The sequence below is a fragment of the Lysinibacillus sp. 10T31 genome (assembly GCF_056394365.1).
The window spans coordinates 23,742-47,339 of the sequence record NZ_JBFTHS010000028.1 but is presented as its reverse complement, the minus strand read 5'-3'; the positions used below and the strand labels follow the sequence as shown (position 1 = coordinate 47,339).

The following is a 23,598-nucleotide window of genomic DNA, read 5'->3' as shown; positions in this document are numbered from 1 at the left end:
ATCCCTACATTATGGTTATAAGCTTGGGAAATGGTGCAATCTTAAGCAAATATGGCAGAACGGGATCGAAAAAATTCTTTCAAAATTATTTTAATGAGCTGTCTCAGTTGCAATTAATTCCCTCCATTTAGTAATATTATGTACATATGAAGATTAGGAGGCGTTTATATGGCACAAGTAACATTTAAAAATGGTCCAGTAACACTTATAGGTAACGAAGTAAAAGTTGGAGACAAAGCACCAGACTTTACTGTATTAGCGAATGATTTATCACCTGTTACATTAAAAGATTCAGAGGGGAAAATTCGTTTATTTAGCGTTGTACCATCATTAGATACTGGTGTTTGTGATGCACAAACACGTCGTTTTAATGAAGAAGCAGCAAACTTAGGTGACAATGTAGTTATCTATACAGTATCTGTTGACCTACCATTTGCTCAAAAACGTTGGTGTGGTGCAGCAGGCATTGATGCTGTTCAAACAGTATCAGATCACCGTGACCTTTCATTTGGTGAAGCATATGGTGTCTACATCCAAGAATTACGCCTTCTAACACGTGCGGTGTTTGTTGTGGATGCAAATGACAAAGTGACATATGTGGAATATGTTCCTGAAGCAACAGACCATCCAAACTATGAAGCGGCAATTGCAGCTGTCAAAACACTAGCATAATTTATTGATTTTAGGCTAAGATATTACTAGACAAAGGGGCTGTGACAAGTTTTTGTCACGGCTCTTTTCTGCGTGAAAGGAAGTTGTGTATGGAAAATATCGAAAAGTTATTTGGTATGCTAAATGAACATGCTGAAAAGATAGAAAAAGAACATAATGTTACATTGCTAGAGGGTATTTTAGATGGCTTAGAGGCATGGCTAGATGGGGAAGTTAATTTTTCACAAGACGGTGCTACAAAGGAAGATGTGCGCAAAGCGATTCAAATTGCTGTTTTAAAGGGGATGCGAAAAGGCTCTCAGCCGAATCACCAAATGACACCTGATACTCTTGGGTTATTAGTTGGTTATTTTGTGGAGCAACTATTTGCGGAGCGTCTAGAAACAGAAAAAATATCTATTTTAGATCCAGCAGTAGGTACGGGGAATTTACTATTAACAGTTATGAATTTATTAGACGGAAAAACAGAAGCAACAGGTGTAGAGGTTGATGAGCTACTTATTCGTATAGCTGCTGCTACAGCTGATTTGACAGAGCAGCCAGTTTCCTTATTCCGTCAAGATGCTTTACAAGACCTATTAGTAAATCCAGCAGATGCTGTTGTTTGTGATTTACCGGTAGGATATTATCCGAATGAAGATGTCGCATTAGATTATGAACTATGCGCTTCAGAAGGAATGAGTTATGCACATCACTTATTTATTGAGCAGTCCATTAATTACACGAAGGATGGAGGCTACTTATTTTTCTTAGCACCAACCCATCTCTTTGAATCTGAGCAGTCAAAACAACTGCATAAATACATTCAAAAGCATGTTTGGATTCAGGCGATTATTCAATTGCCAGATACAATGTTCGCCAATAAAGCACTGGAAAAGAGCATTGTCATTTTGCAAAAGCAAGGTACGGAATTCAAAGCTCCAAAAGAGGTACTGTTAGCAAAAGTACCAAACATGCAAAATAAACAAGCTCTTGCTATGTTCTTTGAAAAAGTGAAGATGTGGCAAGAAGGGAAATAAGTAAAAAAGGTATCCAAAATAGGATACCTTTTTGTTTGTCGCTAATAAAATATGTATCAATGAACAACCGTTGATTATCACCTAAATCTCCACTTTGCACTAAAATCAATGGTCCCACATCGTAGAATAGGTGAAAAGCTTAATCCAAAATAGTATTAACTATAATAAAAAGCTAAAAAAGATTCAGCCTAAATTATAAATGGATAGATTTGATTATTTTTCTACTTCAATTTTGCACAAAAAACATATGTTGTTGTTGCAGCTGTTTAGCACTACGTTTTTACCCAAATATTGCTGTCGCATAGCTTTCGCACAGACCTACTGCTGAAGTTTCTTTTATGGCGTGCCAGAAGATACATTTAAGTTAATTGGTTGATCTTCGTTACGACTGGGCGACACCTTGGGGATTAGCTATATAGAGGAACGAAGGCTAAAAGCATCACGTCCTGTGATAACGCCTTCGTGACCAACATCCTGTTGGCCCGAGACCCTGGAGCGAGCAACGCGAGTGAAGCGGCTCATCGGACGTCCCCAGGAAGCTCTGCTCTGCGCGAAAGCGAAGTGTCAGCGGCAAATGTTTTATCTGTAGCGAAAGCAAAGCGACAGCTACAAAGCGCTCAGTCGGAACGGAAATCAACCTCTCGTTATTGCCTGAGAGCCATACCTTATTTAATAGAACACTTTAATCTCAGTGACATAAGTTTTTCAACAATAAGAAAAAGGTATCCAAATTTGGATACCTTTTATGTAAGACAAAATTAAATTTCAGGTGTACGGATTACAAGTACGTCACATTTAGCTGAGCGTACAATTGCTTCAGATACTGAACCGATTAAGAAGCGTTCTACTGCATTTAGACCAGTTGCACCACAGATAATTAAGTCTGCGTCTACAATTTTAGAAAGCTCTTTTGTAATGATATTTTTTGGTGAGCCGTATTCAATTACTAGGTTAACATTTGTTAAGCCTTCTTCTTCAGCTTGTTTTTTGTAACCATTTAATAGCTCTTCAGAGAATGCTTGAGCACGCTCAGCAATTGAACGGTCGTATGCTTCGATTGCAGCGAATGAACGTGTGTCAATAACATTTACTAAATTTAATACAGCACCTTCGTTACGTTTTGCTACGTCAATCGATTTACGGAAAGCGTATTCAGCTTCCTTAGATCCGTCTACTGCAACTACAATGCTTTTATATTTATTAGCCATTTGAATTACCTCCCAGATTTGTATATGTTGATTATACCAAATGATTTTCTAAAGGAAATACTTTCCGGAAGAAAAAATGTGAAAAAGTGAAGGCATTTTCATTCACAAACAAAATAAATATTACTATCGCAAGCATATTTTTTGTTACTTACGTGGCATTTTCTTCAGGAAATCTATTTTCGATCAATAATAACCCTATATTTTTGCATGTTGGAAAATTACCTCCTTGTTAATTGGGATATTTATCATTGTGAGAATATTAGGAATTTTATCTATTATTATTTTAATTAAAGCATTTTTTGTTTATGTTTGGTAATATGGAAATGCAAGGGGTGCATCAATACATCAAAGAGTATGTAACAAAATGTGCTTATTTTTTATGTAATGGAAGGGGATAGGGAAGATGAAGATTGGTATTCCAAAAGAGATTAAAAACAATGAAAATCGTGTAGCTATGACACCAGCAGGGGTTGTTACATTAACAAATGCAGGCCATGAAGTGTACATTGAATCTGGAGCAGGTTTAGGTTCAAGCTTTACAGATGCAGACTACGTTGCTTCAGGTGCTCAAATTGTTGAGACAGCAAAAGAAGCATGGGCACAAGAAATGATTATGAAAGTAAAGGAACCCGTAGCATCAGAATACGATTACTTCTATGAAGGTCAAATCTTATTTACTTATTTACATTTAGCGCCAGAGCTTGAATTAACGCAGGCACTTTTAAATAAAAAAGTTGTAGGCATTGCATATGAAACAGTGCAATTAGCAAATGGTTCCTTACCACTTTTAACACCAATGAGTGAAGTTGCTGGTAAAATGGCAACGCAAATTGGTGCACAATTCTTAGAGAAAAACCATGAAGGTAAAGGTATTTTACTAGGAGGCGTATCAGGTGTACCACGCGGTAAAGTTACTGTGATCGGTGGCGGTATCGCTGGAACTAATGCGGCGAAAATAGCTGTCGGAATGGGTGCTGATGTAACGGTTATTGATTTAAGCCCAGAGCGTTTACGTCAATTAGAAGATTTATTTGGCCGTGATGTTCAAACATTAATGTCTAATCCTTATAATATTGCAGAATCAGTGAAAAACTCAGATTTAGTAGTTGGGGCAGTTTTAATTCCTGGAGCTAAAGCACCAAAGCTTGTTTCTGAGGAAATGATTAAGTCAATGCAATCAGGTTCAGTAGTAGTCGATATTGCTATTGACCAAGGTGGTATTTTTGAGTCATCTGATCGAGTGACGACACATGATGATCCAACTTATGTAAAACACGGAGTTGTGCATTATGCAGTAGCGAATATGCCAGGAGCTGTACCACGTACATCAACAATTGCTTTAACAAATAATACAATTCCTTATGCACTTCAAATTGCGAATAAGGGTTACAGACAAGCATGTGTTGAAAATGCTGCACTGAAAAAAGGTGTTAATACTATAGATGGACATCTTGTTTACAAGGCTGTTGCAGATTCTCAAGGTTTGCCATATGTAAATGTTGATGAGTTAATTCAATAAGAAACATAATAAAGGAAGCACCATATTTAATTATGGGTGCTTCCTTTTGTGTTGTTGAAGAACCATGGCTCTTAACAAAACGAGGGTTGATTTCTTTCCAGGCTACTCGCTTTGTTGCTGCCGCTACGCTTTCGCACAGATAAAACATTTGTTGCTGCCGCTACGCTTTCGCACAGATAAAACATTTGTTGCTGCCGCTACGCTTTCGCACAGATAAAACATTTGTTGTTGCCGCTACGCTTTCGCACGGAAAACATTCGCTCCGTGCAGGGTCTCGCCTGTCTCGCTTTCCCACGGGAGTCGAGTAGCCTTCCACTCCAATCGGCGATAGTGTATAACTTCTATCCATTTTAAAAGTGAACACTATGACGACTTATAACAGGGACGTAATTGTACACCTGTAGTTGCTAATGCTTCGCTTTCACACAAAAAAACATCTTGTGCTGCAGCTACGTTAGCACTGCGCTTTCGAACATAAAAAAATTGGTGCTGTCGCTACGCTTTCGCACAAAAAATATTTGCTCTAGTTTTTTATAACTATAAATTAGAGTGCCCTGCCAGAAGATACACACTATGTGAAGTAGTTGATTGGAGTGGAGACTGGGCGACTCCTTGGGGATCAGCGTCACAGATGAGACCCTGCAGCGCAGCGAAGCGGCTCATCGGACGCCCCCAGGAAAGCGCCCAGTTGGAACGGAAATCAACCCCTCGTTTTGCCGAAAGCTATACTTTACACTAAAAAAGGAAGCATCATGTTGGTTGCTTCCTTTTCTATATGCTTCAATAAACTTATAGTACAATCAAATCTTTCGGGAATTTTGTTAGTACTTCTACCCCGTCTTTTGTTACGACTACATCATCTTCAATACGGACACCTGTCACATCAGATTTATAGACACCTGGTTCAATTGTGAAGACCATGCCTTCCGCCATAGTCATTTCGTTTGCGCCTGTAACAGAAGGGAATTCATGTACAGAAATGCCGAGTCCATGACCAAGTCGATGTGTGAAGTATTCGCCATAGCCTGCGTCAGTAATAGTATCACGAGCGATTTTATCTAAATCCATTGCGCGAACACCTGGTTTTACTGCTGCAATTGCATTTGTATTAGCCGCTAGTACTGTGTTGTAGATTTCCTTTTGTGCCTCACTAGGTTCACCAAAGGCAACCGTACGAGTAATGTCAGAACAATAACCGTCGTAAATTACGCCAAGGTCGAATAATATCATATCGCCTTTTTCTATTTTTCGAGCACCTGGGTTACCGTGTGGAGAGGCTGTTTTTGGACCGCTCAATACCATTGTTTCAAAGGACATCTTGCAGCCTTTATCCTGAATAGCACTTTCTATCGCTGTTAAGATTTCCATTTCTGTTTTGCCTTCAGCAATTTCTTTACAGCCGATTTCAATAGCATAGTCAGCTAGTTCTGCAGCTTTACGTAATTTTTCTAATTCATTTTCATCTTTAATTACTCGCATAGCATTGATTTTTTCGTCGAGACGAACAAAACTTGCCTGCGGGAATGATTGTTGTAAGGCTTCTAAACGCTCTACGATGAGCTGAGCTTTTTCAATAGCAAACGTTTGTGGGTTAACATTACGAGCTTTTATCGCTTGGGCAAGAACTTCCATTGAATTTTCAGTATCTTGGTGACCGATGACCTCATAAGACCAACCTGCTTCTTTCGCATCTGGGATTTCCATTTTGGGGCAAATTAAAAAAGGTTCTGCCTCTTTAAAAATCATCACGCCAAGTAATCTCTCATGCGGATTACTTTTAAAGCCTGAAACGTAAAAAACATTGTCTGGTGTCGTTACGAAAGCGGCATCAATTTGGTTTTGTTGTAAATAGTTTTGAATTTCTTTAACCTTTGACATACACAGTTCCTCCTCATTATTGATTGAAAAAATCCCCACCTGATTGGCTAAATTTATAGCCTACCCAGCATGCAATTTCGCTAAGGCGAAATTGATTTTTGTTGGGAAAGAATCTATTATTCTCTGTACTAGCATATCAAAAAAAGGGAAAAATCGCATGGATAGCGAATAAAAAATGATGTAGAACAATTAAGTACCGCAGGGAGGAAACTTTTATGGAAATTAGTTATCATGGTCATTCTGTTGTCAAAATTCAATCAAATGGGAAAACAATATTGATAGATCCATTCATTAATGGGAATGGACTAACAGATTTAAACGTTGCTGATGAAGCGCCAGATATTATTTTACTTACACATGGCCATAATGATCATGTCGGTGATACAGTGGAGCTTGCAAAGAAAAAAGATGCGCTTGTCATTGCACCAAATGAGCTAGCAAATTGGATTTCTTGGCAAGGAGTGAAAGCGCATCCAATGCATATAGGAGGAGCTAAGGAATTTGATTTTGGTAAAGTGAAGTTTACTCAAGCGTTCCACGGTTCGTCGTATGTAACAGAAAATAATGAAATTATTTATATGGGCATGCCTGCTGGAATTTTATTATTTATCGAAGGATTAACGATTTATCATGCAGGGGATACAGCTTTGTTTAGTGATATGAAATTAATTGGAGAACGCCATCCTATTGATATTGCATTTTTACCGATTGGTGACAATTTCACGATGGGCCCAGAGGATGCGGCTTGTGCAGTTTCATTTTTGAAGCCGAAAATTGTCGTACCAATCCATTATAATACATTTCCTCCAATCGAGCAGGATCCACAAATTTTTGCAGATTTAGTGCAAAATGCAGAGGTTCAAATTTTAAAAGTAGGTGAAAAAGTAAACTGTTCCTAATCAGTGACACTGCTGTACTATATGAGTTGGCACCACGTGCGTAGTTGAAACGATGGGAAAAGTAAAACAAATTATCACTTTATATTAAATATTTTTATAAAAAATATGGTACACTAAGAGCAGAATTTGATGCTTGAGAAATAGGTGATATTTTGTCTACAAAACATGAGAGAATTTTACAATACATCGAATCATTACCTGTGGGTGATAAAATTTCAGTACGTCAAATTGCAAAGGAAATGCAGGTGAGTGAAGGAACGGCATACCGTGCCATTAAAGAAGCGGAAAATCGCCGTTTAGTAAGCTCTATTGAACGTGTTGGAACAATTCGTATTGAGAAGAAAAAGAAAGAAAATATTGAGCGATTAACTTTCGCTGAAATCGTTAACATTATAGACGGCCAAGTTTTAGGTGGAAAAACAGGTTTACATAAAACGTTAACGAAATTTGTTATTGGTGCCATGCAGTTAGAGGATATGATGCGTTATACAGATGCAGGAAGCTTGCTCATCGTTGGTAACCGTATTAAAGCACATGAAAATGCATTGCGTGCTGGTGCTGCTGTTTTAATTACAGGCGGCTTTGATACAACTGAGGAAAACAAGTTACTCGCAGATTCCTTGGACCTACCAATCATTTCAACAAGCTATGATACCTTTACCGTGGCAACAATGATTAATCGTGCAATTTATGACCAGTTAATCAAAAAAGATATTTTATTTATTGAAGATATTTTTGTGCCGATGACGGATACTTCTGTTCTTCGAAATGATGAAACAATTCATCATTTCCAAAAGCTAAATGAACGAACAACTCATGGTGCATTTCCTGTTGTTACAGCAAACAATAAGCTTGTTGGGATGATTACCGTAAAAGACGTTATTGGTCGAGAAGAAAACGAGCTTATTGATAAGGTTATGACAAAAAATCCGATTGCTGGATCGATGAAAATGAGTGTTGCTTCTGCAGGACATCGTATGATTTGGGAAGGGATTGACCTATTACCAATTGTCGATGATGACAATATTTTGCAAGGTGTGATTAGTCGACAAGATGTACTAAAAGCGCTTCAGCTTGCTCAAAGACAGCCACAGCATGGTGAAACGATTGATGATTTAGTCAAAAACGAGATGAAGGTGCTTGGCGATGAAGAATTAATCGTAGAATTTAAAGTAACACCTCAAATGACAAACCAATATGGGGCAATTTCTTATGGAGCATTTACAACTTTGTTAGCAGAAGTTGGCTCATTCGCATTAAAACGCCGTAAACGTGGAGATGCCGTTGCCGAAAACATGACGATTTATTTTATCAAGCCTGTGCAAATGGAAAGTACACTTACTGTAAAGCCTCGAATATTAGACATGAGTCGTAAGTTTGTGAAAATGGACTTCGAAGTGTTTAATCAACAAATGCTTGTTGGGAAGGCAATGATGATGTTCCAGCTACTAGAACGTTAAGAAAACACAAAAAGGGATGGTCTAGGGTAAATGCTAGACCATCCCTTTCACTTTTTTCGGCTAACTGACCTGTATCACGCAGGCTTAAGCACAAAGCCGATTCCAGACGCATTGTTTATCTGCGCGAAAGCGAAGCGTCAGCGGCAATTATGCCGAGGCGTAATTATTCATTGGTTAATTCGGTACTCCTCGTCAACAAATTGACCGTAGTGACGAACTCTTTTTATATTTTCAATTACAACAAAGATGCCTAAAACGACAAGAATTGCTACAATAATAAATGTATATAACCCAGGGAATAAATAGGCTTGGTTTAAACCAAATAAAAGAATAAATGCACCAAAGCTTACATTCGCTTTACTTTTGTACCAATTTTTAGCGATTGGTAATGAAGAACGAAACTGTTTTGTTTTAAAATAAAAATAAAAAACAAATGATATGATTATTGCAAACACAAATATTAAATTGAGCATAGTAAACCTCCTAGCATAACTAGTCATTATTGTAACGATTATTGAAGAAAAATGCTAACGGTTATTACTATCAAATTGGGGGAAATTAATTTGAAAAGACAAATCATCGACACAATTGCTTCATATGAAACAATCGTTATTCATCGCCATGTGCGTCCAGATCCAGACGCTTATGGATCTCAGCAAGGGTTAAAAGAGCTTATTTTAGCAAATTATCCGGAAAAGAGGGTTTTTGCAGTAGGTGAGCATGATGAATCTTTATCATTTTTAGCAAATCCAGATAACATTACAGATGATATATACGACGATGCTTTAGTTATTGTGACTGATACGGCAAATACTGAACGGGTGGACGATCAACGCTATACAAAGGGTAAAATGATCATTAAAATAGATCACCATCCAAATGATGATCCGTATGGTGATTTACTGTGGGTGGATACGAATGCGAGCTCTTGTAGTGAAATGATTTATGAGCTTTTTGAAGAAGGAAAACAAGTAGCAAATTGGATTTTATCTGATGCTTCCGCAAGATTATTATTTGCTGGTATTGTAGGGGATACAGGACGTTTCCAATTCCCTAGCACGACCGTAAAAACGTTTAAAATTGCAGGAGAGCTTATTACATATAATTTTGATCGAAATCAAATTTTCGATGGAATGTATGAAATGGAACAAAAGCTTTTAAATTTACAGGGCTATATTTATCAAAATTTCAAAATGGATGAGTATGGAGCAGCACGTATCAAGCTGACAAAGGAATTGCTAGCAGAATTCAATGTTGTACCGTCAGAGGCGTCCTTGTTAGTCGGTTGTCTTGGAAGTGTGAAAGATATTTGTGCTTGGGTGGTCTTCATTGAAGAGGCCGATCAGATTCGTGTGCGTTTACGTTCAAAAGGCCCTATTATTAACACTTTGGCGAAGGAATTTAACGGTGGTGGACATCCGCTCGCTTCTGGGGCTACAGCTTACTCATGGGAAGAAGCAGAGCGTGTTATAACGCGATTACAGGAAATTTGTAAGGCGTATCAATAAATCGGTTGCTTTATTAATCGAAACTTAGAAAGGAAGGGATTCATTTGACACATGTATACACGAAAATGCATACGAGTGCGGATTTATTGAAAAGTACGATTCGGCTTGAACAATTGATCCCTTTTTTACAAGAGCAAAATACTCAGGCCTGTGCAATCGTCAATTCAAAATTGTACGGGCTTTTGCCTTTTTGTAAAGCATTGCAGCAAGCGAATATTCATGCTGTATTAGGGCTCACTATAAATGTACAGTGGCAAGAAAGAAAAGTTCCACTTGTGCTATATGCGCAGACCCAAGAAGGCTATCAGCATCTTTTAAAGATTAGTAGCGCAGTTTCAATTCGAGAGGACGATGCACTTCCTTGGAAATGGCTTGAAGGATATGCAGCGGGCTGTGTGGCCTTACTTTCTTCGGATGACTTAATAGAAATTGAGGATTGGTCTGAAGTAGTAAGTGCTCTAAATAAGGTATTTGGTAAGCGTTTATTTATGGGTATAGCAAGACCTGCAGGAATAATAGCTGAACAAGAAAAAACATATGTAGCATGGTGTGAAACTATGAACATAACGATGGTTGCCTCTCAGAGCTGCTATTTTTTACGTCCAGAAGACCATTTTGCCTTTGAGGTTGCAAGAGCGATAGATTCAGGTGACAAGCTTACCGGTACAATGTTATCAACTCATTTACAAGGTTATTTCGCTCCAACGAAAGAAGAATGGCAAAGTTGGTTTACTGATCATCCAGAATGGCTTGAGTCTAGTGCAACGATGCTAGCTAGCTGTACTGCGGAAATTCCTGAAATGCACGTTCAAATGCCTAAATTTCCTGTGCCAACAGGGGAAACGGCCGAAAGCTTGCTTGTCGAAGAGGCTTTTGCAGGATTGACAGAACGTTTAAAGCAAACTGAAATTCCTCAAGTTTATCGGGAGCGACTTCAATATGAGCTTGAAATTATTTGTTCAATGGGCTTTGCAGATTATTTTTTAATTGTTGCAGATTTTATGCATTTTGCTAAAGAAAATCGTATTTTAACAGGTCCTGGTCGTGGTTCTTCAGCGAGTTCTCTTGTGGCTTATAGTTTATCTATTACGCAAGTAGATCCATTAGTTTACGGCTTATTATTTGAACGATTTTTAAATCCTGAACGTGTTACTCTGCCAGATATAGATATCGATTTTGTCGACAGTAAAAGACAAAAAGTTATCCAATATGTCGCTCAGAAATATGGAAAGGCAAATGTAGCGCAAATTATTACGTTTGGCACTTTATCTGCTAAGGCAGTTGCTAGAGATGTTGCCCGTGTTTTTGGTTTTGACGCTGAAACATTGGAGAAAATTTCGAAAATGATTCCAAATAAACCTGGGATAACATTGCAAAAAGCACTGTCCGAATCACAAGGTTTACAAGGCTGGCTAGCTGAGGATGAAAAACATCGTCGCTGGTTTGAAGTGGCGTTAAAACTTGAAGGGTTGCCAAGAAATTCTTCTACTCATGCTGCTGGGATTGTACTGTCACCTTCACCATTAGTTAATACGATACCGATTGAAGAAGGGCATGATGGAATATATTGTACGCAATGGCCAATGGGCGATGTAGAAGCTAGTGGACTTGTAAAAATGGACTTTTTAGGTTTGCGCAACCTGACAATTTTAGAGCAGATACGTTGGTCAATTTATAAAGCGGGTGGTCCTTGGATAGAGTTTGAGCTTATTCCAATGCAGGATGAAAAGACATTTAAACTTCTTCAAACGGGAGATACATTAGGGATTTTCCAATTAGAATCGGAAGGTATGAAGCAAGCTTTACGTGATATTCATCCCAATCATTTTTTAGATATAGTAGCAGTTAACGCATTGTATCGCCCTGGTCCGATGGATTTTATTCCTGTATATGCAAGAAGAAAAGCAGGTAGGGAATCGGTTACTATGCTACATCCAGCTTTAGAACCCATTTTACGAGAGACGTTTGGTGTCATAGTTTATCAAGAACAGATCATGCAAATTGCTTCGGTGATGGCTGGTTTTACGATGGGACAAGCAGATTTATTGCGTCGGGCGGTAAGTAAGAAAAATCGTCAAGTATTAGAGGAGCAACGTGCCGCATTTGTAAAGGGAGCAATGAAGCAAGGCTTTGACGTTCATGTGGCAGAAGAAGTATATGCATTAATTGTGCGCTTTGCAGATTATGGTTTCCCTAAAAGCCATGCTGTCGCATATAGCGTTATTTCCTACCAAATGGCTTATTTAAAGGCACATTTCCCACAAAGCTTTTATACAGCACTTTTATCAAATGCAACAGGAAATGTGGAGAAAATCCTACAGGTTGTGAGTGAGGCGAAAGAAAAGGGGATTCCATTTTATCCACCTTCATTAAAACAGAGTACAAAATTTTTTACTGTTGAAAAGGATGGAATTCGCTATAGTTTATCCGGAATAAAGGGAGTACCTCATACATTTATAGAGACAGTGAATGCCTTACGCCAAACGAATGCAAAAGCATTTGATAATCTATTTGACTTGGCAGTTGCTTTAAGTGCACAGCATTTTAAACCAAAAGTAATGGAGTCTTTAATTTTTGCTGGGGCCCTTGATTATATAGGTAAAGATCGTGCTGTTCTAATAGCAACATTGGAGGCAGCCTTAAAGCAAGCTGAACTGCTAAGACCAACTGAGGATATTGATATAGAATCGGCTACTGCCTTTAGTTTTGGTAAGCCGAAGTATATGGAAGCGGATGCGATGCCACAAAAGGAAAAATTACTTCATGAAAAGGAAAGTCTTGGTTTTTATATTTCAGCACATCCGGTCTCAGAGGAAAGAGCTTTTTGGAATGAAGTAAATAGTACGTGCCGAGAGTTGAAGCATGCTCGTGAGGGAACGTATGTAAAAATGATTGGCATGATAGAAGAAGTAAAAAAAATACGCACAAAAAAAGGTGAGCAAATGGCCTTTGTTCAGCTTCAGGATGAGTTTGGAACGGTATCTGTAACCTTATTCCCGCAAGTTTTTCATCTTGTTCAAGAGCTGTTACTCGAAGATGAATTGCTTTACATTGAGGGAACGCTTGAAAGGCGCTTTGGTAAACCTCAAGTGAAAGTAAAACATGCACAGACGACGAAAAGAATATGAAATTGAAGAAAATTTTAGAAACTGCATAAATTTTTATGCAGTTTTTTCTTTACTTTTTAATAATTATTTTGTAAGCTAGAGTCAATGTTGAAAAGTGGCCAGACCACTTTTTTCTTCATTCGGTAGGAGACGCCATCTTCTGAAGATGATGGATTTAGTTAGGTATCCAAACACTTACTGAATGAAGATAAAACCTTTGGACGCATTGATTATCTGAGCAAAAGCGAAGCGACAGCAACGAATGTTTTTCTGTGCGAAAGCGAAGCGACAGCAACGAATGTTTTTCTGTGCGAAAGCTACAATTAGGCCAAGGCGAAATTGATAGAACGAGGAGTTGATCGTATGGATAAAAAAACCGAACAAAAGAAAGTGTTTTTAGATATCGTCCAGCAATTACGACAACTTATTAAAACAGAAAAAATACAGGCTGGTGAAAAGCTCCCTTCCGAACGAGTCCTTTCAGAACGTCTAGGTGTCGGGCGATCCTCCGTGAGAGAGGCATTGCGAAGCTTAGAATTGTTAGGTCTTATTGAAACGAAACATGGGGGAGGTACATTCCTAGCTTCCACACAAAAGCATCAGCTCGTAGAAATACTGTCGATGTTTATATTAGAAGATGAAAAATCAAAAAAGGATGTCGAATTAACGCGACAAATTCATGAAAAGGAAGCTATTCGCGTAATAAGTTGTACAGAGACTCTGCGAACACTACCTGTGTGGGACAGTTTTTTTGTAAAGCTAGAGATAGAAGGTACGATTAATTGTCTGGATGTTTTACGGGAAATAATAATCACGTCAGGAAATCGTCTTTCACTAAAAGTATGGTTTCAGTTAGCAGTTTATGACGGTGACCGTTTAAATCGAAACTCAACAGAAGAAGAAAAATTAATCATTCAAACTATGTTGAAATCGATGCAACTAGGCTATGAAAAAGAAGCATTAAAAGCTTACGAGCAGTGGATGAAGACTGTACGAAGTAATTAGACAATAAAGGGGGAGTCAAACATGGCAATTCGCAGCCTATTTACTAAAAAGAAAGAGGATGGACAAGAAAAGGGATTTCCAGAAGGACTTATGACAAAATGTCCAGAATGCCGTCATATTCAATTAACGAAGGAATTAGAAAAAAATCATAAAGTATGTTCAAAATGTGACCATCATTTCAAAATGACAGCGCAGGAGCGAGTAGCAGATTTTTTAGATGAAGGTTCATTTGTTTCAATGGACGATCATTTACAAACAAGTAACCCACTCAATTTCCCTGCTTATGTTGAAAAAATTTCAGCGGATCAACAAAAAACTGGATTAAGCGAAGCTGTGCTGACTGGGTTAGGTACCCTGGACGGAGAAGAAATTGTTGTAGCAATTATGGATTCTCATTTCCGTATGGGCTCAATGGGCTCAGTTGTCGGAGAAAAAATCACACTCGCCGTTGAAAAAGCTACTGAATTACGTCTACCATTTATTATCTTTACTGCTAGTGGTGGAGCGCGCATGCAAGAAGGTATTCTATCATTAATGCAAATGGCAAAAACGAGTGTGGCATTAAAACGCCATAGCGGTGAAGGACTATTGTTTATTTCTATCTTGACGCATCCTACAACAGGTGGCGTTTCTGCAAGCTTTGCCTCTGTTGGAGATATTAATATTGCTGAACCACAAGCATTGATTGGCTTTGCTGGTCGCCGTGTCATTGAAGAAACAGTAAGAGAAAAACTGCCAAGTGATTTCCAAACGGCAGAATTTTTATTAGCTCATGGTCAGCTTGATGCCATCTTCCATCGAAAAGATTTACGAAACCAAGTAGCAGTGCTTGTAAAAATGCATACGAAAGGCGGCGTGCAACATGTCTAAAAATTTAGCTTTTGAAGAACCAGTAGTACAATTACGTGAGAAAATTGATGAGTTAAAAACGATTGCTGCCGATGCAGATGTAGATATGACAGGCGAAATCGAAACGTTAGAAACACGTCTAACACAGTTAGAACAATCCATTTATGCCAATATGAAGCCGTGGGATCGTGTACAGGTTGCTAGACATCCAGAACGACCAACGACATTACAATATATAGAGGCTATGTGTGAAAACTTTATTGAGTTACATGGTGATCGCACGTTTGGTGATGATGCGGCTATCCTTGGAGGGATTGCTCTTTTTGAAGGTCAGCCAGTAACAATTGTTGGACACCAACGCGGAAAATCAACTAAAGAAAACATTCGTCGGAATTTTGGTATGCCACATCCAGAAGGATATCGTAAGGCATTACGTTTAATGAAGCAGGCCGAAAAATTTAAGCGACCAATTATTTGTTTTATTGATACGAAAGGTGCTTATCCCGGTAAGGCTGCTGAGGAACGTGGTCAAAGTGAAGCGATTGCCAGAAATCTAGTTGAAATGGCGGGCTTAACAGTGCCAGTTATTAGTATTGTTATTGGAGAAGGTGGTAGTGGAGGTGCAATTGCATTAGGTGTAGCGAATCGTGTCTTTATGTTAGAAAACTCAACGTATTCGGTTATCTCGCCAGAAGGAGCTGCATCGATTTTATGGCGTGATGGTAGCCTAGGAAAGCAAGCGGCCGAAGCAATGCGTATAACAGCACCTGACTTAAAAGAGCTTGGCGTTATCGATGGAATTATCCCTGAAATAACAGGTGGAGCTCATCGCAATGTAGCGAAGCAAGCACTTTATATAAAAGAATGTATAAGCGACACACTAAAAGCATTGAATTCTTTAAATGGCGAACAATTAATTGAGGATCGTTATGAGAAATTCAGAAAGATTGGACAATATACAGAAGCTTAAATTACAATATTAGGTTTTTGGATATGTAAATTTGCTCGAAAATAGTTAAAAATTGTGTTTTACAATAATAAAAAACCTAGAGTAAATAGTGCGAAGAATAATTAAAACATATTGAATAAATGTTAAATTTAGGATGTTTTCGGATAGAAAGAGTGTGTGAAAGCGCATTCTTTTTATTTTTTATGTAAAAGTTATGTTTTTCTAGCCTCAGAACCCTTACATAGTTTGTTTTTTCATGTTAATGTGAATAATAATAGTATCTGCAGGAGGTTCGACAATGAAAAAAATTGCCGTATTAACAAGTGGTGGAGATGCGCCAGGAATGAATGCAGCCATTCGTGCAGTTGTTCGTAAAGCAGCATATCATGGAATTGATGTTGTCGGAATTAAGCATGGCTATGATGGCTTAATAAAAGGTAATATGGAAAATCTCGATTTAGGTTCAGTAGGTGGCATTATTCAACGTGGTGGTACAAATTTAAATTCAGCAAGATGTCCTGAATTTAAAGAAGACGCTGTTCAGCAGCGAGGTATTGATAATATGCGTGAAGCTGGTATTGAAGGACTGGTCGTTATTGGCGGTGATGGTTCTTACCGTGGAGCTATGGATTTAGTGAAAAAAGGCTTTCCTGTTGTTGGCGTACCAGGAACTATTGATAACGACGTACCTGGAACCGAGTATACTATAGGATTCGATACTGCACTAAATACGGTCGTGGAATCAATTGATAAAATCCGCGATACAGCAACTTCCCATGAAAATTCCTTTATAGTTGAGGTAATGGGGCGAGATGCAGGGGACATTGCTTTATGGGCAGGTCTTGCAGCTGGGGCTGAAACAGTTTTAATTCCAGAAGAAGATTATAATTTGGATGAAATTGTGGCACGCTTAGACCGTGGAGCAGCTCGTGAGAAAAAGCATAGCATTATTATAGTTGCTGAGGGTGTTATGTCTGGTAATGAATTGGCAAAACTGTTATATGAAAAAACAGGAAAAGAAACGCGTGTTTCTGTTCTTGGACATATCCAACGCGGCGGTTCACCAACTGCGCGTGATCGTGTTCTAGCGAGTCAATTCGGTGCACATGCAGTTGAATTGTTAATGGAAGGAAAGTCTGGCAGGGCGGTAGGTATCCGCAATCATCAAGTTATTGACTATGATATGCCTGAGGCTTTCGAAAAAAATCATGAGGCAGATGTAAGCTTATATACTTTAATGAAAGAACTATCAATATAATTTGTTATAAAACGGAGTGGGCAGAAAATGAGAAAAACAAAAATCGTATGTACAATTGGTCCAGCAAGTGAGTCACCAGAAGTTTTAGAGAAACTAATTGAAGCAGGTATGAATGTAGCCCGCTTAAACTTTTCGCATGGTTCTCATGAGGAGCACGAAGTACGTATTAATTTAATTCGAGAAGTAGCACAAAAATTAGGGAAACCAGTTGGGATTTTACTCGACACAAAAGGTCCCGAAATTCGTACGCATAATATGAAAAACGGAGAATTGCATTTAGCAGCAGGGCAAGTAATTGATATTTCAATGACTGAAGTTGAAGGAACTGAGTCAAGCTTCTCTGTAACGTACGATCGTTTAATCGAGGACGTTGAGCAAAGTTCTATTATTTTATTAGATGATGGACTTATTCAATTACGTGTATTAGCAAAAGATATGGAAAAAGGCCTTATTCATACGATTGTTGAAAATACAGGTGTCTTAAAAAATAAAAAGGGTGTTAACGTGCCAGGTGTTTCTGTACAGCTTCCTGGAATTACAGAAAAAGATGCACAGGACATTCTATTCGGTATTAAACAAGGTGTTGATTTTATTGCAGCCTCGTTCGTTCGTCGAGCAAAGGATGTACTAGAAATTCGAGAATTACTTGAACAAAATGGCGGTAACCACATTCAAATTATCCCGAAAATCGAAAACCAAGAGGGTGTCGATAATATCGATGAAATCATTTTAGTTTCAGATGGATTAATGGTAGCACGTGGTGACCTAGGTGTTGAAATCCCTGCAGAAGAAGTACCGCTTGTACAAAAGAAATTAATTTTAAAATGTAATCAAGTAGGTAAACCAGTTATTACAGCTACACAAATGTTAGATTCAATGCAGCGCAATCCACGTCCAACACGAGCAGAGGCTAGTGACGTAGCAAACGCAATTATCGATGGAACAGATGCAATTATGCTGTCTGGTGAAACGGCAGCAGGGCTTTATCCAATAGAATCCGTACAAACAATGAATAAAATCGCACAGCGTACAGAAAATTCATTAGACTATAAGGCAATCGTTTCTACACGTAGTCGTGAAAAAGAGGCAAATATGACTGAGGCGATTTCTCAGGCTGTAGCATACACTTCGATTAACTTAGGTGTGAGGGCAGTACTAGCACCAACAGAAAGTGGTAACACAGCTAGAATGATTGCAAAATATCGTCCTGGTGTACCGATTGTCGCTGTAACAGGTTCTGCCAATACAGCTCATGCATTAACACTAGTTTGGGGTGTAAACCCAGTTGTTTGTCAACGAGTTACGACAACAGATGAAATTTTAGAGCTAGCTGTTGATGAAAGCTTGAAGCATGGTTTTGTAACACACGGTGATGCAGTTGTCATTACAGCAGGTGTACCAGTAGGTGAAGCTGGTACTACTAACTTAATGAAGGTACACATCATCGGAGATTTATTAGCACGTGGTCAAGGAATCGGTAAAGCTTCAGTAGTAGGTAAAACAGTTGTTGCAAAAAATGCAGCAGAGGCACTAGCATATGATACAGACGGATGCATTATAGTAACAGTTGGCTCAGATCGTGATATGATGCCAGCACTTGAAAATTGTGTCGGTCTGATTACAGAGGAGGGCGGGCTAACAAGTCATGCAGCGGTTGTAGGACTAAGCCTTGGTATCCCTGTTATCGTCGGAGTAAAAGAAGCCACTACATTGATTCGCCACGGTCAAGAAATTACAATGGATGCTGAAACAGGAGTTATTTACAAAGGGCATGCAAGTGTACTTTAATCTATAATATAAAGCTCTAGTGCAAATAATTGTACTAGAGCTTTTTTTATAAGATAGAAGTAAATAGCATTTTGGTGACCAGCTGATTTTGCCTAGTTTAAACAATATTTAACCAAATTGAAATCGTTCCTTTTCTCTCATGGAATGAGATTTACTATAAAAAATAGCGTCGTCATCTCTTAAATAGAACCCATTATTTTTTAAATGAAACTTAATGGGCTATAATAACGTATATAAGGTATAGCGTTTTAGCTAGAAAGGAGAAAAATATGAGAAAAGTTTTTCTTGGTTTCATTGTTTATGCATTAGCCGAGTTGGCGTTATTAATAGTAATTGGTCAAAATATTGGTGTTCTAAATACATTATTGCTTATAATCGCTACGAGTATTATAGGTATTTATATAGTGAAAAATAAAGGTATGAATTCTGTACAAAAGGTTAAAAATACGATAGCACGCGGAGAAGCTCCGGGGCCAGCATTAGTTGACACAGTATTAAATTTCAGTGGTGGTGTACTTCTAGCATTACCAGGTTTTATAACAGATCTTGTTGGTTTATTACTGCTCATGCCTTTTTCTCGTAAAATGTTCCAGCCAATCTTTTATTATTGGATGCGAAAAAAAATGAAAAAAGGTCAATTTATCATCGTTCAAAAATAGCATTATCCTTTAGTTTAACCGCCAAAAATAAAAATATAGGGCTCAGTAAAATGCCATAAAAACCAAATAATAAAATAGAGGCAGCACTGATGAAAAAGGTGTGGAATGTACGTAATTGTAATGTATTTGACCAAAGCATGGATTCAGCTAGCTGCCTTGTTAATTGAACGAAGAGATACAAAAGTAAAATAGCTACACATAAAAAGGTATTGCCTTTTAAGTAAAAATAAATGCTCATGGGTACAAGAAATACTCCAATCCCAAAGAACGGAAGTACATCTGCAAATGCAACTATAAAAGCTTTAATGATGGCTTGTTCAAATTGGAGAAACATAAATCCCGCACAAAGAATGAGCAGTGTAATCGTGAATAGCTGAAACTCCACGTACAAAAAGTAATGAAATAGCTGCATGATTTTAGAAAAATGCTTCTGCCATTCATTACGGAATTTTTTTGGCACATATTGAAAAAACCAATATCGGGATTTGCGAGTTTCTAATAAGGCGAAATAGTAAGCAACAAGGAATATAAATACTTCAATTATATGTTTCATGAGTAGTTGGAAAATATTAGCTGTGTATAAAAAGATCGAATCGAAAATAGAAAGCGATTTTTCCTTTAAAACTTGGATGAACATTGTTTCATATTCATTGAAAAGCGGGAAATTTTGTAGTGTATCTCTGATTTCAGGGAAGACAAGAATAATACTGTTTATAGATATGATAACGAGAAGAAAAATGCAAGCTAGTATAAGTGCTTCCACAATAATTGCTGCCAGCCAATAGGTAATCCTACAATAAGAGTGAAGGAATTTTATGATAGGATACGTAGAAAAAGACAAAAAAATCGCGAGTGATACAGGCAATACGAACCATAGTATTACCAAATAGAATGTAAAAAACAAAAAACTTATAGTTCTTTCGTATGAAAAATATTTGATATTCCTCATTTTTACAAATTCACCCCGTTTCAAATGATAAATTAATATTGAAATGTGCAAAAGAATCTCTTTAAAACTTATTTATAATCGCTCGTGCGCCATTTTCTTTATTCGGAGGTTTTTCATTCACAAAGCTGTCAAAAATGATTATAATAGCAATGTAAGCGATTAACTTAATGGTTCATATGAGCAAAAAACGTAAATGTTAGCTAATATCTGCATTTACAACTAAAAAATATATTATGAGGGAGCGATAATTTATGTCAGCAACTAAAGGTTTAGAAGGTATCGTAGCAGCGGAATCTAAAATCAGTTCAATTATCGATGACACACTTACATATGTTGGTTACAACATTGATGATTTAGCAGAGAACGCGTCATTCGAAGAGGTAATTTATTTACTATGGCATACTCGTTTACCAAAAGCGGACGAGCTAGCTGAATTAAAACAACAATTGGCAGACAACATGTCTATTCCACAAGCGATTGTAGACCAATTCAAAACATACCCACTTTCAACTGTACATCCAATGGCTGCACTACGTACTGCAGTATCTTTACTTGGTGTATTCGATGAAGAAGCGGATGTTATGGATACAGAAGCTAACTACCGTAAAGCAATCCGTTTACAAGCTAAAATTGCTACAGTAGTTACTGCATTTGCACGTGTTCGTAAAGGTTTAGAGCCAGTTGCGCCAAAACCAGAATTAGGATATGCAGCAAACTTCTTATACATGCTTAAAGGTGAAGAACCAGCAGCAATCGAAGTTGAAGCATTCGACAAAGCATTAGTATTACATGCTGATCACGAATTAAATGCATCTACATTCACAGCACGTGTATGTGTAGCTACATTATCAGATGTTTATTCTGGTGTAACTGCAGCTATCGGTGCTTTAAAAGGACCACTTCATGGTGGTGCAAATGAGCAAGTTATGAAAATGCTAACTGAAATCGGCTCACTTGAAAACGTTGAATCTTATATTCAAAATAAATTAGACAACAAAGAAAAAATCATGGGCTTCGGTCACCGCGTATACCGCAAAGGCGACCCACGTGCACCACACTTACGTGTAATGTCACAAAAATTAACTGAACTAACTGGTAAACCAGAGCTTTATGAAATGTCAGTTAAAATCCATGACATGATCGTAGAACAAAAGAAATTACCTGCAAACGTAGACTTCTTCTCTGCGTCAGTGTATGATTCTTTAGGTATTGATCATGACCTATTCACACCAATTTTCGCAGTATCTCGTACTTCTGGTTGGGTAGCTCATATTCTAGAGCAATATGCTAACAACCGCCTAATCCGTCCACGTGCAGAGTATGTTGGACCAGGCATGCAAAAATATGTTCCAGTCAGCGAGCGCTAATTCGGAAAATATGCTAGAATATTTGGGACTGTGTTACTGAAAACACAGTCCTATGATTATGAATTTAGGAGGCAACATCAATGTCAAACAAAATTGTAGTTGAAAATGGCGTACTTAATGTACCAAACAATCCAGTGATTCCTTTCATCGAAGGTGACGGAATTGGTCCAGATATTTGGGCTGCAGCATCACGTGTAATCGACGCAGCAGTAGAAAAAGCTTACAACGGTGAAAAGAAAATCGAATGGTTAGAAGTTTTAGCTGGTGAAAAAGCATTCAACCAAACTGGTGAATGGTTACCACAAGAAACTTTAGACAAAATTAACGAATACCTTATCGCAATCAAAGGTCCTCTTACTACTCCAATCGGTGGTGGTATCCGCTCTCTAAACGTAGCATTACGTCAACAACTTGACCTATATGTATGCTTACGTCCAGTACGTCACTTTGATGGAGTACCTTCTCCAGTTAAACGTCCAGAAGACGTTGAAATGGTTATCTTCCGCGAAAACACAGAAGACATCTACGCTGGTATTGAATTCGAATCTGGTTCTGAACAAGCACAAAAAATCATCAACTTCCTACAATCTGAATTTGGTGTTAATCAAATCCGCTTCCCAGAAACTTCTGGTATCGGTGTAAAACCTGTATCTAAAGAAGGTACTGAGCGTTTAGTACGTTCTGCTATCGAATATGCAATTAAACATAATCGCCCATCTGTTACTTTAGTACACAAAGGTAACATCATGAAATTCACTGAAGGTGGATTCAAAAAATGGGGTTATGAATTAGCTGAAAAAGAATTTGCTGATCAAACATTCACTTGGAACCAATATGATGCTATTAAAGCTGAACAAGGTGAAGAAGCAGCAAACAAAGCACAAGCTGACGCTTTAGCAGCTGGTAAAATCTTAGTTAAAGATTCTATCGCTGATATCTTCTTACAACAAATCTTAACTCGTCCAACTGAGTTCGACGTAGTTGCTACAATGAACTTAAACGGTGACTATATCTCTGACGCATTAGCTGCTCAAGTTGGTGGTATCGGTATCGCTCCAGGCGCAAACATTAACTATGTAACTGGACACGCGATCTTCGAAGCTACTCACGGTACAGCTCCAAAATATGCTGGTCAAGATAAAGTAAACCCATCTTCAGTATTACTTTCAGGTGTATTAATGCTTGAACACTTAGGATGGCAAGAAGCAGCTGACATGGTTACTAAATCTGTAGAGAAAACAATCTCTTCTAAAGTTGTAACTTACGACTTCGCTCGTTTAATGGACGGCGCTAAAGAAGTAAAATGTTCAGAATTCGCTAATGAATTAATCAAAAACCTATAATTTTCTATTCTAAAATAGAAAATATAGTTAAAGCGGAAGTATATTCTGCCGATATAATTAGGGTGAAATGTAAATTTCTATTGAACTTAGCTTAATAAAATATTTACGATGAACTTGTTTAATCGAGGGAGGAGAATTTATTCTCCTCCCTTTTTTAAATT

At 38.0% G+C, this 23,598-nt stretch carries 21 protein-coding genes; 17 read left to right on the top strand and 4 right to left on the bottom strand.

From position 1 onward, the window contains the following. The first annotated feature begins 168 nt into the window (after window positions 1-168). From tpx to AC1DCY_RS16785, 3 genes are all read left to right on the top strand, one after another. A complete protein-coding gene (gene tpx / locus AC1DCY_RS16795) occupies window positions 169-672 on the top strand; it encodes a thiol peroxidase (RefSeq protein ID WP_477351947.1) in 504 nt (167 codons plus the stop codon). Window positions 673-761: 89 nt separating this feature from the next. Beyond that, complete coding sequence (locus AC1DCY_RS16790; RefSeq protein WP_477351945.1) at window positions 762-1,691, top strand: class I SAM-dependent methyltransferase; 930 nt, start codon at window positions 762-764, stop codon at window positions 1,689-1,691. Between the two features lie 462 nt (window positions 1,692-2,153). Continuing rightward, window positions 2,154-2,453 (top strand): hypothetical protein, encoded by a 300-nt coding sequence (locus tag AC1DCY_RS16785; protein ID WP_477351943.1) that lies wholly within the window; start codon window positions 2,154-2,156, stop codon window positions 2,451-2,453. Here the strand turns inward: AC1DCY_RS16785 and AC1DCY_RS16780 are convergent. After that, on the bottom strand, window positions 2,450-2,899 hold the full coding sequence (locus AC1DCY_RS16780; RefSeq protein WP_100544912.1) for a universal stress protein: 450 nt from the start codon (window positions 2,897-2,899) through the stop codon (window positions 2,450-2,452). The two genes, AC1DCY_RS16785 and AC1DCY_RS16780, sit on opposite strands and share 4 nt — an antisense overlap. Before the next feature lie 403 nt (window positions 2,900-3,302). Here AC1DCY_RS16780 and ald point away from each other — a divergent pair, with 403 nt between their 5' ends. Then, window positions 3,303-4,418: an alanine dehydrogenase gene (gene ald / locus AC1DCY_RS16775; RefSeq protein ID WP_477351940.1), complete on the top strand. Its 1,116-nt coding sequence runs from the start codon at window positions 3,303-3,305 to the stop codon at window positions 4,416-4,418. Window positions 4,419-5,030: 612 nt separating this feature from the next. Continuing rightward, complete coding sequence (locus AC1DCY_RS16770) at window positions 5,031-5,213, top strand: hypothetical protein (RefSeq protein WP_477351938.1); 183 nt, start codon at window positions 5,031-5,033, stop codon at window positions 5,211-5,213. On the opposite strand, the gene AC1DCY_RS16765 is transcribed toward AC1DCY_RS16770, so the two are convergent. Continuing rightward, the gene (locus tag AC1DCY_RS16765) at window positions 5,208-6,296 is read right to left on the bottom strand and encodes a M24 family metallopeptidase (protein ID WP_477351936.1); all 1,089 of its coding nucleotides are present in this window, start codon (window positions 6,294-6,296) and stop codon (window positions 5,208-5,210) included. The genes AC1DCY_RS16770 and AC1DCY_RS16765 overlap by 6 nt on opposite strands. A 215-nt stretch (window positions 6,297-6,511) precedes the next feature. Between AC1DCY_RS16765 and AC1DCY_RS16760 the strand changes: the two genes are divergently transcribed. Both AC1DCY_RS16760 and AC1DCY_RS16755 read left to right on the top strand, forming a co-directional pair. After that, window positions 6,512-7,195 (top strand): metal-dependent hydrolase, encoded by a 684-nt coding sequence (locus AC1DCY_RS16760; RefSeq protein WP_477351934.1) that lies wholly within the window; start codon window positions 6,512-6,514, stop codon window positions 7,193-7,195. Window positions 7,196-7,347: 152 nt separating this feature from the next. Then, complete coding sequence (locus AC1DCY_RS16755; protein ID WP_477351932.1) at window positions 7,348-8,655, top strand: DRTGG domain-containing protein; 1,308 nt, start codon at window positions 7,348-7,350, stop codon at window positions 8,653-8,655. Between the two features lie 167 nt (window positions 8,656-8,822). Here the strand turns inward: AC1DCY_RS16755 and AC1DCY_RS16750 are convergent, their stop codons facing one another. Next, window positions 8,823-9,128 carry a YtpI family protein gene (locus AC1DCY_RS16750; RefSeq protein ID WP_477351930.1) on the bottom strand — a complete coding sequence of 102 codons (306 nt, stop codon included), beginning with the start codon at window positions 9,126-9,128 and terminating at the stop codon, window positions 8,823-8,825. 90 nt (window positions 9,129-9,218) lie between these two features. On the opposite strand from AC1DCY_RS16750, the gene AC1DCY_RS16745 reads away from it, so the two are divergent. The 8 genes from AC1DCY_RS16745 (at window position 9,219) to AC1DCY_RS16710 (ending at window position 19,778) form a co-directional block, all read left to right on the top strand. Continuing rightward, entirely contained in the window at window positions 9,219-10,163 is a 945-nt protein-coding gene (locus AC1DCY_RS16745; protein WP_477351928.1) for a DHH family phosphoesterase, read from the top strand. Between the two features lie 44 nt (window positions 10,164-10,207). Next, the gene (dnaE, locus tag AC1DCY_RS16740) at window positions 10,208-13,291 is read left to right on the top strand and encodes a DNA polymerase III subunit alpha (RefSeq protein WP_477351926.1); all 3,084 of its coding nucleotides are present in this window, start codon (window positions 10,208-10,210) and stop codon (window positions 13,289-13,291) included. A 342-nt stretch (window positions 13,292-13,633) separates the two neighbouring features. Next, on the top strand, window positions 13,634-14,275 hold the full coding sequence (locus tag AC1DCY_RS16735) for a FadR/GntR family transcriptional regulator (protein WP_477351925.1): 642 nt from the start codon (window positions 13,634-13,636) through the stop codon (window positions 14,273-14,275). Between the two features lie 21 nt (window positions 14,276-14,296). After that, a complete protein-coding gene (gene accD / locus AC1DCY_RS16730; RefSeq protein ID WP_477351923.1) occupies window positions 14,297-15,145 on the top strand; it encodes an acetyl-CoA carboxylase, carboxyltransferase subunit beta in 849 nt (282 codons plus the stop codon). Continuing rightward, entirely contained in the window at window positions 15,138-16,094 is a 957-nt protein-coding gene (locus AC1DCY_RS16725) for an acetyl-CoA carboxylase carboxyltransferase subunit alpha (RefSeq protein WP_477351921.1), read from the top strand. Before accD ends, AC1DCY_RS16725 begins: the two co-directional genes overlap by 8 nt. A gap of 277 nt (window positions 16,095-16,371) precedes the next feature. Beyond that, entirely contained in the window at window positions 16,372-17,331 is a 960-nt protein-coding gene (gene pfkA, locus AC1DCY_RS16720; RefSeq protein WP_477351919.1) for a 6-phosphofructokinase, read from the top strand. Window positions 17,332-17,358: 27 nt separating this feature from the next. Beyond that, window positions 17,359-19,119: a pyruvate kinase gene (gene pyk / locus AC1DCY_RS16715; protein ID WP_477351918.1), complete on the top strand. Its 1,761-nt coding sequence runs from the start codon at window positions 17,359-17,361 to the stop codon at window positions 19,117-19,119. 269 nt (window positions 19,120-19,388) lie between these two features. Beyond that, on the top strand, window positions 19,389-19,778 hold the full coding sequence (locus AC1DCY_RS16710; protein WP_477351916.1) for an FxsA family protein: 390 nt from the start codon (window positions 19,389-19,391) through the stop codon (window positions 19,776-19,778). Here the strand turns inward: AC1DCY_RS16710 and AC1DCY_RS16705 are convergent. Further along, window positions 19,762-20,727 carry an AI-2E family transporter gene (locus AC1DCY_RS16705; protein ID WP_477351914.1) on the bottom strand — a complete coding sequence of 322 codons (966 nt, stop codon included), beginning with the start codon at window positions 20,725-20,727 and terminating at the stop codon, window positions 19,762-19,764. The two genes, AC1DCY_RS16710 and AC1DCY_RS16705, sit on opposite strands and share 17 nt — an antisense overlap. A 251-nt stretch (window positions 20,728-20,978) precedes the next feature. Here AC1DCY_RS16705 and citZ point away from each other — a divergent pair, with 251 nt between their 5' ends. Then, window positions 20,979-22,094 (top strand): citrate synthase, encoded by a 1,116-nt coding sequence (citZ, locus tag AC1DCY_RS16700; RefSeq protein ID WP_370075677.1) that lies wholly within the window; start codon window positions 20,979-20,981, stop codon window positions 22,092-22,094. An 80-nt stretch (window positions 22,095-22,174) separates the two neighbouring features. After that, on the top strand, window positions 22,175-23,437 hold the full coding sequence (icd, locus tag AC1DCY_RS16695; protein ID WP_477351912.1) for an NADP-dependent isocitrate dehydrogenase: 1,263 nt from the start codon (window positions 22,175-22,177) through the stop codon (window positions 23,435-23,437). Window positions 23,438-23,598: the final 161 nt, after the last annotated feature.

What these genes read in the sequence shown, in the direction of transcription:
- AC1DCY_RS16735 (WP_477351925.1), top strand. Translation starts at nt 13,634, where the DNA reads ATGGATAAAAAAACCGAACAAAAGAAAGTGTTTTTAGATATCGTCCAG.
- AC1DCY_RS16765 (WP_477351936.1), bottom strand. Translation starts at nt 6,296, where the DNA reads ATGTCAAAGGTTAAAGAAATTCAAAACTATTTACAACAAAACCAAATT.
- tpx (WP_477351947.1), top strand. Translation starts at nt 169, where the DNA reads ATGGCACAAGTAACATTTAAAAATGGTCCAGTAACACTTATAGGTAAC.
- citZ (WP_370075677.1), top strand. Translation starts at nt 20,979, where the DNA reads ATGTCAGCAACTAAAGGTTTAGAAGGTATCGTAGCAGCGGAATCTAAA.
- pyk (WP_477351918.1), top strand. Translation starts at nt 17,359, where the DNA reads ATGAGAAAAACAAAAATCGTATGTACAATTGGTCCAGCAAGTGAGTCA.
- AC1DCY_RS16710 (WP_477351916.1), top strand. Translation starts at nt 19,389, where the DNA reads ATGAGAAAAGTTTTTCTTGGTTTCATTGTTTATGCATTAGCCGAGTTG.
- AC1DCY_RS16725 (WP_477351921.1), top strand. Translation starts at nt 15,138, where the DNA reads ATGTCTAAAAATTTAGCTTTTGAAGAACCAGTAGTACAATTACGTGAG.
- accD (WP_477351923.1), top strand. Translation starts at nt 14,297, where the DNA reads ATGGCAATTCGCAGCCTATTTACTAAAAAGAAAGAGGATGGACAAGAA.
- AC1DCY_RS16790 (WP_477351945.1), top strand. Translation starts at nt 762, where the DNA reads ATGGAAAATATCGAAAAGTTATTTGGTATGCTAAATGAACATGCTGAA.
- AC1DCY_RS16760 (WP_477351934.1), top strand. Translation starts at nt 6,512, where the DNA reads ATGGAAATTAGTTATCATGGTCATTCTGTTGTCAAAATTCAATCAAAT.
- pfkA (WP_477351919.1), top strand. Translation starts at nt 16,372, where the DNA reads ATGAAAAAAATTGCCGTATTAACAAGTGGTGGAGATGCGCCAGGAATG.
- AC1DCY_RS16705 (WP_477351914.1), bottom strand. Translation starts at nt 20,727, where the DNA reads ATGAGGAATATCAAATATTTTTCATACGAAAGAACTATAAGTTTTTTG.
- icd (WP_477351912.1), top strand. Translation starts at nt 22,175, where the DNA reads ATGTCAAACAAAATTGTAGTTGAAAATGGCGTACTTAATGTACCAAAC.
- ald (WP_477351940.1), top strand. Translation starts at nt 3,303, where the DNA reads ATGAAGATTGGTATTCCAAAAGAGATTAAAAACAATGAAAATCGTGTA.
- AC1DCY_RS16750 (WP_477351930.1), bottom strand. Translation starts at nt 9,128, where the DNA reads ATGCTCAATTTAATATTTGTGTTTGCAATAATCATATCATTTGTTTTT.
- AC1DCY_RS16780 (WP_100544912.1), bottom strand. Translation starts at nt 2,899, where the DNA reads ATGGCTAATAAATATAAAAGCATTGTAGTTGCAGTAGACGGATCTAAG.